Annotated in this window: 14 protein-coding genes; 10 read left to right on the top strand and 4 right to left on the bottom strand. The window is 35.6% G+C overall.

The genetic code is table 11. From position 1 onward, the window contains the following. The first annotated feature begins 21 nt into the window (after nt 1–21). The 6 genes from ribE (at nt 22) to VCHSUH04_RS05145 (ending at nt 6,233) form a co-directional block, all read left to right on the top strand. Nucleotides 22–483: a 6,7-dimethyl-8-ribityllumazine synthase gene (gene ribE / locus VCHSUH04_RS05170; RefSeq protein WP_105085641.1), complete on the top strand. Its 462-nt coding sequence runs from the start codon at nt 22–24 to the stop codon at nt 481–483. A gap of 195 nt (nt 484–678) precedes the next feature. Further along, nucleotides 679–1,557 (top strand): Hsp33 family molecular chaperone HslO, encoded by an 879-nt coding sequence (gene hslO / locus VCHSUH04_RS05165; RefSeq protein WP_105085640.1) that lies wholly within the window; start codon nt 679–681, stop codon nt 1,555–1,557. A gap of 110 nt (nt 1,558–1,667) precedes the next feature. After that, nucleotides 1,668–2,462 carry an S-methyl-5'-thioadenosine phosphorylase gene (mtnP, locus tag VCHSUH04_RS05160; RefSeq protein WP_105085639.1) on the top strand — a complete coding sequence of 265 codons (795 nt, stop codon included), beginning with the start codon at nt 1,668–1,670 and terminating at the stop codon, nt 2,460–2,462. A 42-nt stretch (nt 2,463–2,504) separates the two neighbouring features. Beyond that, nucleotides 2,505–3,569, top strand: a complete 1,065-nt coding sequence (mtnA, locus tag VCHSUH04_RS05155) for an S-methyl-5-thioribose-1-phosphate isomerase (RefSeq protein WP_105085638.1) — start codon at nt 2,505–2,507, stop codon at nt 3,567–3,569. 75 nt (nt 3,570–3,644) lie between these two features. Then, nucleotides 3,645–4,889: an adenosylhomocysteinase gene (locus tag VCHSUH04_RS05150; protein ID WP_105085637.1), complete on the top strand. Its 1,245-nt coding sequence runs from the start codon at nt 3,645–3,647 to the stop codon at nt 4,887–4,889. A 54-nt stretch (nt 4,890–4,943) separates the two neighbouring features. Then, complete coding sequence (locus tag VCHSUH04_RS05145; protein ID WP_105085636.1) at nt 4,944–6,233, top strand: amidohydrolase; 1,290 nt, start codon at nt 4,944–4,946, stop codon at nt 6,231–6,233. Between the two features lie 133 nt (nt 6,234–6,366). On the opposite strand, the gene VCHSUH04_RS05140 is transcribed toward VCHSUH04_RS05145, so the two are convergent. Beyond that, entirely contained in the window at nt 6,367–7,116 is a 750-nt protein-coding gene (locus VCHSUH04_RS05140) for a class I SAM-dependent methyltransferase (RefSeq protein ID WP_105085635.1), read from the bottom strand. A gap of 147 nt (nt 7,117–7,263) precedes the next feature. Between VCHSUH04_RS05140 and VCHSUH04_RS05135 the strand changes: the two genes are divergently transcribed. The 3 genes from VCHSUH04_RS05135 to VCHSUH04_RS05125 all read left to right on the top strand — a co-directional run bounded on the left by VCHSUH04_RS05135 (nt 7,264) and on the right by VCHSUH04_RS05125 (nt 10,004). Beyond that, a complete protein-coding gene (locus VCHSUH04_RS05135; RefSeq protein WP_105085634.1) occupies nt 7,264–8,202 on the top strand; it encodes a DUF1848 domain-containing protein in 939 nt (312 codons plus the stop codon). A gap of 148 nt (nt 8,203–8,350) precedes the next feature. After that, the gene (locus VCHSUH04_RS05130) at nt 8,351–9,259 is read left to right on the top strand and encodes an HAD family hydrolase (protein ID WP_105085633.1); all 909 of its coding nucleotides are present in this window, start codon (nt 8,351–8,353) and stop codon (nt 9,257–9,259) included. A 1-nt stretch (nt 9,260) separates the two neighbouring features. Continuing rightward, nucleotides 9,261–10,004, top strand: a complete 744-nt coding sequence (locus VCHSUH04_RS05125) for a DUF4241 domain-containing protein (RefSeq protein ID WP_105085632.1) — start codon at nt 9,261–9,263, stop codon at nt 10,002–10,004. Nucleotides 10,005–10,107: 103 nt separating this feature from the next. On the opposite strand, the gene VCHSUH04_RS10255 is transcribed toward VCHSUH04_RS05125, so the two are convergent. Then, the gene (locus tag VCHSUH04_RS10255) at nt 10,108–10,257 is read right to left on the bottom strand and encodes a hypothetical protein (protein ID WP_024066213.1); all 150 of its coding nucleotides are present in this window, start codon (nt 10,255–10,257) and stop codon (nt 10,108–10,110) included. Nucleotides 10,258–10,532: 275 nt separating this feature from the next. Here VCHSUH04_RS10255 and VCHSUH04_RS05120 point away from each other — a divergent pair, with 275 nt between their 5' ends. Continuing rightward, the gene (locus tag VCHSUH04_RS05120) at nt 10,533–10,898 is read left to right on the top strand and encodes a hypothetical protein (protein WP_105085631.1); all 366 of its coding nucleotides are present in this window, start codon (nt 10,533–10,535) and stop codon (nt 10,896–10,898) included. Between the two features lie 218 nt (nt 10,899–11,116). On the opposite strand, the gene VCHSUH04_RS05115 is transcribed toward VCHSUH04_RS05120, so the two are convergent. Further along, a complete protein-coding gene (locus VCHSUH04_RS05115) occupies nt 11,117–11,734 on the bottom strand; it encodes a phosphatase PAP2 family protein (protein WP_105085630.1) in 618 nt (205 codons plus the stop codon). A 190-nt stretch (nt 11,735–11,924) separates the two neighbouring features. After that, nucleotides 11,925–13,274, bottom strand: a complete 1,350-nt coding sequence (locus VCHSUH04_RS05110; protein WP_105085629.1) for a VanW family protein — start codon at nt 13,272–13,274, stop codon at nt 11,925–11,927. Between the last annotated feature and the right edge of the window lie 77 nt (nt 13,275–13,351).

The raw sequence follows: 13,351 nt of genomic DNA, 5'->3' as shown, positions 1-13,351 counted from the left end.
GGAATATAGGAGGTCTACATAATGAAGGTTCAAGAAGGTAATTTACTAGGTAGCGGTAAAAAATTTGCTATTATCGGTTCTCGTTTTAATGAGTTCATTACTTCCAAATTAATCGGTGGCGCTGAAGATTGCTTATTACGTCACGATGTAAAAGAAGAGGATATTACTGTTATTTGGGTACCAGGTGCTTATGAAATTCCATTGATTGCTAAAAAAGCTGCTTCATCTGGTCGCTTCGATGCGGTTATTTGCGTTGGTGCTGTTATTCGTGGTGCTACAACTCATTATGACTATGTATGTAATGAAGTAGCGAAAGGTATTGCACATGTTTCCTTAGAAACTGGAATTCCTGTTATGTTCGGTGTAGTAACTACTGAAAATATTGAACAGGCTATTGAACGTGCTGGTACTAAGGCTGGTAATAAAGGTTACGATTGTGCTATGGGCGCTATTGAAATGGTTAACCTTATCGATCAATTCTAAGAAGACTATTAAAAACACTCAGTATCCTATAGTACTGGGTGTTTTTATAATATCGAAAATATGTTCTTTTACATTAAAAGCAATCTAGACGAACATATATTCTCTATAATTTGAAATGTAATTCTATGACATGATATACTATATAAGCACTTATAAGTGCATATGATGTATTAATTAGAAATAAGGAATGACAGAATGGATTATATAAAACGTTTTACGACCCGAGAAGGGGTTCGTATGTCTTTAGCTGTAACAACAGATACAGTTGAAACGGCTCGTGTACGTCATGATTTATGGCCTGTCGCAACGGCTGCTTTAGGTCGCGCTATGACAGGCGCTATTTTATTAGCTGGTGATTTTAAAAATCATGAAAATGTAAGTTTGCGTATTAAAGGTGATGGTCCTCTAGGCGTAGTTCACGTAGATGCTTTTGCAGATAATACGGTTCGTGGCTATGTGGATGAGCCACATGTAGATGTACCTTTAAAACGAGCTGGTAAGCTTGATGTAGGTGCTGCTGTTGGTCATAATGGTGAAGTACAAGTTACTCGCTTTACTCAATTAGCACAAGATTATACCTCTACAAGCCCAATTCAAAGTGGTGAAGTAGCAGAGGATTTGGCGTACTATTTATATGCGTCTGAACAAGTACCTTCTACTATTAGCTTAGGTGTATTGGTAGACCCAGATTATCATACAGTTGTAGCTGGTGGCTTTATCGTACAAGCTTTACCAGATGCTACAGACGAAGCATTAGCACAAGTAGAAAAGAATATAAACGAACTTGGTCCTATTACAGAATATTTAAAAGCTCATCCAGATGGTAAGGGCCTAATGGAACGCGTTCTTGATGGCTTGACTGTGAATGAAGTATATAATGAACCAATTCACTTCCAATGTCGTTGTGGACGGGATCGCTTTGGAGCTGTACTTATGACATTAAGAGAAGAAGATAAACAGGCCATTTTGGAAGATGAAGTAACAGAACTTGTATGCCATTACTGTAATGAAAAGTATCATTTTAGTCGTGAAGAGTTACAAGATATGTTCGCGCCTAAAGGTCCAATTCAATAAAAACTTTATAATATATAGAAAAAATACAGGCTACTAGGTTTTTCCTATAGCCTGTTTTTGTATTCTATGAGAAAATAAAAGATAAGAGTTATTAATATTAGGAGGTCACAATGAGTGCAATTGGCATAATTGGTGGTACTGGTGTTTATGATCCGTCCATCTTTGAAAATATTCATGAAGAATCCTTAATGACACCATATGGTGAAATAGATTATGTACAAGGTACATACCATGGGAAAACAGTAATCTTTGTGGCTCGTCACGGCAAAGATCACACAATTCCTCCACACAAAATCAATTATCGTGCTAATATTTGGGGGCTCAAAAAATTAGGCGTTACATTTATCATCTCTACCACTGCAGTAGGTTCTTTGAATGAAAACTTCAAGCCTGGTCATTTCGTTTTGACTGACCAATTCTTAGATTTTACTAAAAACCGCATCACTACATTCTATGAAGGTGGTGACCGTCCAGTAGCACACTTGGATGTAACAAATCCGTATTGCCCAGAATTACGTGATGTTCTTCAAAAGGTAGGTACTGAACAAGGTCTTACAATTCATAATGGCGGTACTTATGTATGTACGGAAGGTCCACGCTTTGAAACACCAGCGGAAATTAAAATGTTCCACATGCTCGGTGGGGATACAGTAGGTATGACAAATGTACCTGAAGTAAATTTAGCTAATGAAGCTGAAATGGCATATGCTACGATTTCTATGATTACCAACTATGCAGCAGGTATTTCTGAATCTGCTCTAACACATAGTGAAGTGGTTGAAATGATGGGGGATATGGCTGCTCAACTTAAATCACTTATTTTAGGTGCTATTGATGTAATCGATGTAGATGCTCGTTATGATGCGCATAATCGCATGCATGAATATGGTGGCTTTAAACTATAATACATTCATAACGAAGCACAATAGTTCATCGAAGGAGAAGGTATGATTAATATTGAATGGCGTAAAGATACGTTGGTGCTATTAGATCAAACTAAATTACCTACTGAAATTACTTATGTTCACTGCACGGATTGGCGTCAAGTGGCTGAGGCTATTAAAATGCTTCGCGTTCGCGGGGCACCTGCCATTGGTGTAGCTGCTAGTTATGGTCTAATTTTAGCTGCTATGGAAGCAGGCCGTTTAGAGTCTCCATTTAGTGAACAACTTACAAGCTTATATGAATTTAGCGAGACTTTAAAAGAAACTCGGCCTACTGCAATCAACTTGGCTTGGGCTATAGATCGGGTGATTTCTTTAGTAAAAGGTCAAGTTGAAAGCATGTCCTCTATGAGTGATGTGGTGGATCTCATTACGAAGGAAGCCATTACTATTCATGAAGAAGACGTATCTTTGAATCGTCGTATGGCAGAAGCAGGAGCAACTTTATTTGAAGGTCAAAAGAATATTCGTATTTTGACCCATTGTAATGCCGGTGCACTAGCTACAGGTGGTCTAGGTACAGCACTTGGTGTTGTCCGTAAGCTTCATGAAAATGGTCAATTGGAACGAGTATATGCGGATGAAACACGACCATTATTACAAGGTGCTAGACTTACTGCATTTGAGCTACATGAGGATGGCATTCCTGTAACATTAGAAACTGACAATATGGTTGCTTATGCGATGCAACATGGCCTTATTGATGCTGTAATCGTCGGTGCAGACCGCATCACTACAAAAGGTGATGTAGCTAATAAAATTGGTACCTATGGTGTAGCCGTTCTCGCTAAATTCCATAATATTCCGTTTTATGTGGCCGCACCATATAGCACATTTGACTTTACATTGGAAAATGGTAGCGATATTCCTATCGAGATGCGCGATGATTATGAAGTGACATCGTTACATGGTGTTCAAACAGCACCTAATGGTATTGATATACTAAATCCAGCTTTCGATGTTACACCACATGATCTAGTGACTGCTATCATTACTGAAGAAGGTGTTTTAAAACCAAATTATGAAGTGTCTATTGATAAGCTGCGTCAAATTGTAGAATCTAAATAACAAACAAATCCAAGTGGGTTTACTATCAAATCTTTATTTTAACTATATCAACTCATATTAGTAAAAGGAGTTATTATGCAATCTTTAATTAAAGATATTAATTTAGCTGCAGAAGGCCGTAAAAAAATTGATTGGGTTTCTAACTTTATGCCTACATTGAATACCTTGGGCGACCGTTTTGAAGCAGAACAAACTTTCAAAGGTCAAACTATTGTTGTAAGTGTTCACTTGGAAGCAAAAACAGCATATTTAGCCACTGTATTAAAACGAGGTGGCGCTGATGTTATCGTAACTGGTTCCAATCCATTATCTACACAAGATGATGTTGCGGCTGGTCTTGTTGACATGGGCCTAACTGTATACGCTTGGTATGATTGTACTGAGGAAGAATATTTCAACTTCCTTAACAAGGCTCTTGATCATAAACCACACATTATTATCGATGATGGTGGTGACTTGGTAAACTTGTTGCACACAACACGCCAAGATGCAAAAGAACGCTTGTTAGGTGGTAGTGAAGAAACTACAACAGGTGTACATCGTTTATATGCATTAGAGAACGCTAAACAATTGACATTCCCTATGATTGCAGTAAACGATTCCTACTGTAAATATCTCTTTGATAACCGTTATGGTACAGGCCAATCCGTTTGGGATGGTATCATGCGTACTACTAATTTAACTGTAACAGGTAAAAATGTTGTCGTAGCTGGTTACGGTTGGTGCGGTAAAGGCGTTGCTATGCGTGCAAAAGGCCTTGGTGCTCATGTATATGTAACAGAAGTAGATCCAATTAAAGCGATTGAAGCTGTATTCGATGGTTTCAAAGTATTGCCTATGATTGAAGCTGCTAAAGTAGGGGATATTTTCTGTACTGTAACAGGTTGTAAAGATGTTATTGTAAAAGAACATTATGAAGTAATGAAAGATAAAGCTATCTTATGTAATGCTGGTCACTTTGATTGTGAAGTTAATGTAGCTGATCTTACAGAACTTGCGATAAGTCATGAACGTGTTCGTCAAAACATCGAAGGCTATACTATGGCAGATGGTCGCAAGCTTTACGTATTAGCTGAAGGTCGTCTTGTTAACCTTGCAGCTGGTGATGGTCACCCTGCAGAAATTATGGACTTATCCTTTGCTATGCAAGCTCTTGCAGCAGAACATATTTTACATAATGGTAAAGATATGGAACCTAAGGTATATGTATTGCCTCATGAATTAGATGCGGAAATTGCAAAACTTAAATTGAACTCCATGGGGTACGACTTAGATTCCTTAACACAAGATCAAATCGACTACCTTACAAAAGTAAACTAATTAACCAAATATAACCGAGCTATTATGGCTCGGTTATACCTATGAGGGAAGATTATGTCTGATTTATTGATTACTCACGTAGATGTCCTCACCGATGAGGGTGTTCTTAAAAACCATGCTATTGAAATTGAAAATGGTTATATTACAACTATTTTAAATGATAGTGAAGCTATCAAGGCAAAAGACAATGCTAAGGAAGTGCTAGATGGTAAAGGCCAATTGGCAGCGCCAGGTCTTGTAAATACGCATACTCATATTGCGATGGGGCTATTTAGAAACTATGCAGATGATCTTGAGCTTATGGAATGGCTTGAAACTGCAATTTGGCCGACAGAAGCAAAACTAAACGACGATTATGTACGTTATGGCACACAACTTGGTATTGCTGAAATGCTGCGCACTGGTACTACAACCTTTAGTGACATGTATTTCTTTATGAATACTACGGCTGAGGTAGTAAAAGAAACTGGTATTCGATCTGTATTATCTCGCGGCTTAGCAGGTGTTTCTCCAACAGCAGATCAAGCATTAGTTGAAAATGCTGATTTATTCCGCACTTGGAATGGCTTTGATAATGACCGCATCAAAGTGTTACTTGGACCACATGCACCATATACCTGTCCAGATGCGTACATGGAAAAGGTTATCGCTTTATCTCATGAATTAAACTGTGGCATTCATATGCACTTGTCCGAAACTAAAGGGGAAGTGGAGAATGTTATTAAAGCTACAGGTAAAACTCCAATTGCTCATATGCATGATCTAGGGTTATTCTGGAATACTACATTGGCTGCACACTGTGTTCATGTAACAGACGAAGATATGGACATTATGGCTAAAAACAATGTAGCTGTAGCACATAATCCACAATCTAACCTTAAATTAGCAAGTGGTATTGCACCAGTGCCTGAAATGATTGCAAAAGGTATCACTGTTGGGCTTGGTACAGATGGTTCCGCATCTAATAATAATGCGGATATGCTTGAAGAAGTACGCCTTGCTGCTACATTACATAAAGCACGCCTCTACGATCCTAAAGCCATTCCTGCACAAGCTGCATGGAGTATGGGTACCGTAGAAGGTGCAAAAGCATTAGGCTATAAAGATCTTGGAGTATTAGCAAAAGGGTATCGTTCAGATATCGTTTTATATGATGTATCTGGTATGCACTGGATGCCTCGCTATAATGATTTAGCAGCACTTGTATACTCTGCAAATAGTTCTGATGTAAATACTACAATTGTAGGCGGTAAAGTCCTTATGAAAGACAAAGAATTGCTTACAATTGACGAAGAAAAACTTCGTGCTGAAATTACAAAAGCTCAAGAATATTTTAGAAACTAATATTTATTAATTACTATTAACTTGTCTATGGGCTAATATATTGATTAGCATATAAAGAAAACCCACTCATGATATTTCATAGAGTGGGTTTTGTATTATGTAATATTAATTTTACTGACCTATTATCCAATATCTATTTAATTGCTTTTACCAAAAACATAGGTACTGGAATGTAGAATTCATCTTCTTCACTATAAATGCGAGGACCTACAGTAGGATCAATAGATACTGAGCTAGCTCCCATCTTAGTGAGCAGTTCTTTGTCCCATTGTGGACGTGTATAGGATGAAATTTCTAGCATATGATATATTGTATGACAACGTTCTTTTAATTCATTGCTAACGTGTTCATGTGCATGATGTACGGATTTCGGCAAATCATGATGATTGCGAGCGTGTTCTGCATCATAATTAAGAATTAAACCGCCAGGACGGATGACACGCAACCATTCAGCATAGGCTTTATCTGGATGTGGTAAATTCCATGTTACATTGCGAGCTACAACGATATCAAAGGTATTCGTATCAAAGCTAAGATTTTCAGCATCCATAACAGAGAATGTAGCGTCAGAATTTAGAGATTCTGCAAGCTGATTAGCTTCATTAATCATATTAGGCGTAATATCAATACCATGTACAGAATGGCCTAATTCAGAAAGAATAATACTGAAAAAACCTGCACCACAACCAATATCTAAAATACGTAAAGAACGGTCAGATTCAAAAATATGACTCATCAACTCATCACGCCAAAGTTTAAGTTTAGGGCTTTCTAATTCTTTAGCTCGTAAAGAGCCAAAATCACGAGCTCGATCACTCCAATAGGAGGCAATAAATTCTTTATCATCCTTCATAGGATGATTTTTTTCAAATATATCATTCATTTTTCAGTTCTCCTCATTTTTAATACACTTAATAGTACCATAAAATGAGAATGTACCATACTATAAATATCACACTTATTACATAAATAATTAATATTGAGTATGATATAATACATCTATATTTTTGTTTTATGAAAGGGCAGGACTATGATTTTACAGACGGGACAGCGTACGGATATTCCTGCCTTTTATGGGCAATGGTTAATTAATCGCGTCCGCCAAGGATTTGTAGATGTACGCAATCCCTATAATCCGATGCAGATAACTCGATATCCTATTAATCATGAAGTTGTAGATGGTATTGCGTTTTGTACAAAGAATCCGTTGCCTTTCATTCCGCTCTTACATGAAATAAATGATTATAGACAGTATTGGCATATGACTATAACTCCATATGGAGCGGATATAGAGACTAATGTACCAAAAGTAGATTTAGTAATAGACGGATTTAAACGAATATCTACAAAACGTAATCCTCAGTCCATGGTGTGGCGTTATGATCCTATTATTTTAACCCACAACTATACAGTTGATTTTCATTTTGAAAGCTTTTATAAAATGGCTAAGTCTCTAGAAGGCTACACAGATACCGTAGTTGTCAGTTTCATAGATATATTTGATAAGGTAGCTCAGAACTTTCCCGAAGGGTATAGACCGAGTTTAGATATTCAAAGGAAGATCATTAAAGAATTAGTATCTATAGCTCATTCTCATCATATGATACTTAAAACCTGTGGAGAAGGGGACGTTTTCAAAGCATTAGGTGTTAATACAGAGGGCTGTCTTACACTAGACTGTTATGAACGAGCTTGGAACGTAAAATTAAAAGCACCGAAACGTACACCAGCTAGACCAGAGTGTAATTGTTATTTACATGGTGATATAGGTGCCTATGATACTTGTAGCCATTTTTGTCGCTATTGTTATGCAAATACAAATCAGGCTGCAGTTCGCCAAAATTGCTTATTACATGATCCGAACTCTAGCTTGCTAATTGGAAAACTTTCAAAAACAGCAATTATTAAAGAAAGTGCGGAAAAAAGCTGGATTGTAGATACAAAATACACACAAGATTCTTTATTTTAAGAGAATTATGACCTGCTTTTACGCCTATAGCGTTGACGTATCGTGTAAAATATAGACAAAAGGGGTTGTCAAAGGGACATCTCAGGAATATAAGAGGGTGTAAAGACTATTTTTGGTTTATTGTTTTATTATTACAAGGAGGTGGAGTATGATCACCTATAAGAATGAAAGTAAAGATTCATTACAATCATCTGAATCGTCTATGCCAGTTCTTGCCATGTGTTATGATTTTGATAAGACCTTAACACCTGATGATATGCAAGCACAAGGCTTTATCCAATCTGTTGGCTATGATGAAGAGCAAATCAAACAGTTCTGGCAAGAATCTAATCAACTGGCTAAGAAAAATGATATGGATAATAACTTGGCTTATATGTATAAGATGATTCAAGAAGCAGTGGGTCGTTTTTATGTAACTCGAGAAAAGCTTATGGAATATGGGAATCAAGTGGAACTATATGAGGGTGTTCGCACTTGGTTTGAGCGTATTCGTGAATATGGTTTAGAACACGGTGTACGCATTGAACATTACATCATATCTTCTGGTTTAAAAGAGATGATAGAAGGTACTGAAATGGCGAAAGAGGGAGCTTTCACCAAAATCTATGCTAGTGCATTCATGTTTGATGATAAAGGTGTAGCCGTATGGCCTGCACAAGCCATTAACTATACAAATAAAACACAGTTTTTATTCCGTATTCAAAAAGGAATTTTAGATATCAATGATACGGGCGTTAATGATTATGTTAAGCCTGAAGATCAACGTGTACCGTTCCGCAATATGATATATATTGGGGATAGTGATACAGATATTCCTTGTATGAGCTTAGTTAACGCTAATGGCGGTCATTCTATAGGTGTTTATGATCCTGTTAAGAAGGATAAAGATAAGGTGTATAAGATGATGCGTCATCATCGCATACGTTATTATGCACCTGCAGACTATACAAATGGTTCAAAGTTAGATACATTAGTTAAACAAATTATTCGTAAAACCGCAGCCTACGAAGTGTTAGAAGGCGAGTATGTACATTGTAAACACGAAGCAGAGGAGTAACATGGATCAATCTAAATTAACAAGTGAATGGATTCAAGCGTTTAATCGTTTAGGTTCTGAAGGTAAATTAAAACCTACTGTACCATATCATGATTTATTTAACCGTAAAGAGCTAAAAGGATTTCCATTGCATACATTGCCAATGTGGACTGTAACATTTCCAACTGGTCATATTACATGCTGCGATCCCTTGGTGACACTACCTAATAAACCGGATACATATATTAGAACGGTAGAACCAGGTACCTATTTATTGGAAACAAAAATTATTGAAATGGAGCCAAATGAGTATCGCTATGTGGCAAGCCGCATTGTTTTTAGTGGTAATGAGCCAGTGAACTATGAATTAGCATTAAAAGGTACAGAAGATTTAACAGATCTCGATGATGGTGAAAGCTATATAGGATTCCCTGTAGATTCTGGTCTTGCTACAGTAGTTGATGCTGAAACAATTGAGACCTACAGAAAGTTTTACGATCAATGGCATACTAACTATCCGGATAAGAACATTTACGATGATTACTATAGCGATTTATTCCAATTAAATGCTATGGCATATCCTCAATACCAACGCTCTAAAGGGGACTGGATTAACTTTACAATTCCTGAAACCGAATTGACTGTACCAATGATTCAATCTGGCTTTGGTGATGGTTTATACCCTGTATACTGGGCATTTGATAAAGATGGTCAAATCTGCCAATTGATTATGGAATATATTGATTGCAGCGAAGCATATCAATAATATAATCTAGCGATATATATATAGCTTGATAGCTTAATAACATACTAAGAAAGACGCTTAGATTACTAAGCGTCTTTTATATATTTCCATTTAATTGTAAGGTCTAAATACCAAAAATCCAGTTTACGAATACACGAAGGATACTAAGACCTACAATGATTTCTGCTAAAAATCTTAAAGAACCTTCCATACCATTACCTAAATGTTTTAAACTGCCAATTTTAGCTTTACTTACGATATCACACCAGCACATATAATACCTCCATGAGAGTTAATATGAGTAAATTACATAATTTATATGCTTATTTTACAACGTTATATCAAAAATTTCAATATGTATTTAAAATTAAATAATAATAATTCTACACATATATCTATAATAGTAAAAATTTGCCCGATATATATCTTTATTAATATATAGACTTTATTTGTAGATAGCCAGCTAAATAATATGTAAATTATTATATTAATATGATAAATTATAAAAAAAGGATATTAATGGCTTCAATATGAAGAAAGGTAATTAAAATGAACAATCGAGTAATTAATCTTATAGCGATCTTAATATCTGTTATAATCATTACATTAGTAATAAATTATAATAAAGCAACAGCTCATAATATAACAGGTGTCTATAATAGTGCGATTACAGAACAACACCCTGGAAAAATATTACGAGATTTTCCAATCAATGAAAAAGTATTTATTATTGAGTACCAAGGTATAGATGAATCAACCGGACGGGAAATTTATATAATTACAGACAGAAAGGCAAAAGAAAAAGGAAATATTATTCAATTTAAAATAGAGAAATTACAAGGTGAACAACCAAATATAATTATGAAGGCTCTTGGTGATAAATCTCTAGGTTGGATTGAACTGATAAAAAAATAATTGTATGATAGAATTTATTTAATTCAGATACATTACACAATGATAAAAGTATTTTTTAGTTTATATTAGTAAAACTAGCTTATAGAAATATAGGCTAGTTTTTCTTTTGTTTTTAAATTACTTCCGATAACGATATATTATCGGAAGTAATTATATTAAGAAAATTGGGCCTAATTGGCCCAATCCCTTATGTTATATGATTTTTTAGTTTTTTAAGCTTATTTACGTTTAAATGTATATGGTTCGTATTCTACATCTTTATTACGGTTAGTCCACCAGTTCCAACCAACTCTTGCTAACTTCCAAGCAATGAACCCTACGATAATTCCCAATACTAAACCTGTTAATACATCTGTTGGATAATGTACAAATAGATATACTCTAGAAAATGCTACTACTAATGACCCAAGTAATGCTATAATTCCCAAATATCGCTTCTGAGGCGCTATTTGGCTCAAGCCTAGGTAAATGGTCATGGCTGATGCAAATGAACCAAAACTATGGCCTGACGGGAATGAATAACTATTTGCTTTAGGTAATGCAGATTCTAATGGTACTGTTATATTAGGAAAATCTACAAATGGTCTTAATCTAGCTACATGTGGTTTTAAACCTTGGTCACCGATGATAAATACAAATCCTAAGGCAATAATTATAGCTACGCCTAATACACGATATTTTTTCTGTAACATTAATAACAAGGCAATTACAATCCATAAGGCACCGCTGCCAGTAATTTTTGAAATAAATGCCATAATAGGCGTTAAAAAACTATATACAAGGTGATCATGTACATAGAAGATTAAAGAGTGATCAAATTGTAAGATTGTGTCCATAGTGTCCTCTTCTATTTTTATTAAATGATAATCGTTGAGAATGAATTGATAATGTTCTCTGTTATTGAGTAATTTATTCTAACATACTGGATTATGTATCAAATGATTTCTCAATTATAGTTCAAATAATAGCCTAAACTATTTGTTTCATATGGTCAATAGTTTAGGCTATATTTAATAAAATCTTTAATTATGATTTCTTTTTATCCGTTTTGTTAGGTGGATTTGGTGGCGCTGCTGCAGGCATTGTAATAATCGTATCTACTGGATCATATACAGACTCAAAGGAATCTGTTTGTGTAACCCAATTACCATAGGTAATGGTTCTATACGTATTCATTGTTAAACCTACATGCCCCTCCTGCACTTCTTTTTCTTTTAATGCTGGATCTACCCTAGTGATAGTCTTATTAGGAATTTCGCCATAATCACCTACAGAAATAGAAACATTTTTAGGCTTATCTTGAGCTGTACCTATAATGTAGATCGTTAACGTTCCATTATTCATAACACTAAGGATATAAATGGATTGTTGGTAAGGATTTCTAAACTTAAAGTCTAAATAGCCCCAAGCTACTGTAGCATCCCGACCAGCTTGAATATATCCTACTGGCTCAAAGTGTGGTGTACGCTCGATAATATTCATACCGGATAATAACGCTGTATTAAATATAGTTGAACTTACTTGGCAAATGCCACCACCAATACCTGGAACCAATTTACCATCAATCATAACAGGTGCATCATCATAGCCGGCCTCTGCAGTACGTTCACCTACAACATCGTTAAAGGAGAACTGTGCGCCCGGTTTAATTAGGGTACCGTTTATTTTATCAGATGCTAATTGGATATTATGGGTTCTACTTTCATTACTAGGATCATACTCTGTAGTGTAAGACGCTAATACCGTATTCAATGGTTTTAAATCGGCATCACTTACTTTTACAGTATTCTGTGTAGTAAATACCATAGACAAGGAATTAATACTATCACCGGCCTGTAAATCATCTTTTAATTTCTTAAGGGTAGCATCAATATCGATACGCTTACCTTCCTTTGCAGGATGGAATACCACTTGTCCATTCTCAAGACTTAAATATGCATCATGACCAGGGGTATCAATTGTTTTTGCCAACTCTGTTAGATATGTTTTACCCTTAACTTCATCAAGCTTATATTGTGGTGTAAAGTGTTGTCCATAATAGAATGCATGGAATCTATGTGAAAGCAGTGTCCACAAATCCTCTTCATAGCCATAGGTAGAAATAGTTTTTACCATAGCCTCTGTATCGATTTGAATCCCTAAATCATGATAGGAAGCTTGTTGTTTTTTATTATTGCCCATATCAATAGATATGGTTTGTGGAATTTTACTATTTAAATCTTGTAAGCGAGCTTGTAATTCATTCTTAGGTGTATTAGATAGATCTGTATCATTGTAATATACACCATAAGAAATATTTTCTGTTGGAATGTATGAACAGCCGCTTGTCCCCATGAGAACAAGCATAGTTCCTACTAAAATATATTTCTTCATCATTAGTTATAAACTCTCCCGAATTAGTTATCATATTCTCTAATTATAGCATATTACCGTCTAATCTATGGTACAATTAT

It is taken from the genome of Veillonella sp. T14073-2 (assembly GCF_002959875.1).
Lineage (GTDB): Bacteria > Bacillota > Negativicutes > Veillonellales > Veillonellaceae > Veillonella > Veillonella infantium.
The sequence above is the reverse complement of the archived record's forward strand: the minus strand, read 5'-3'. Positions and strand labels throughout refer to the sequence as shown.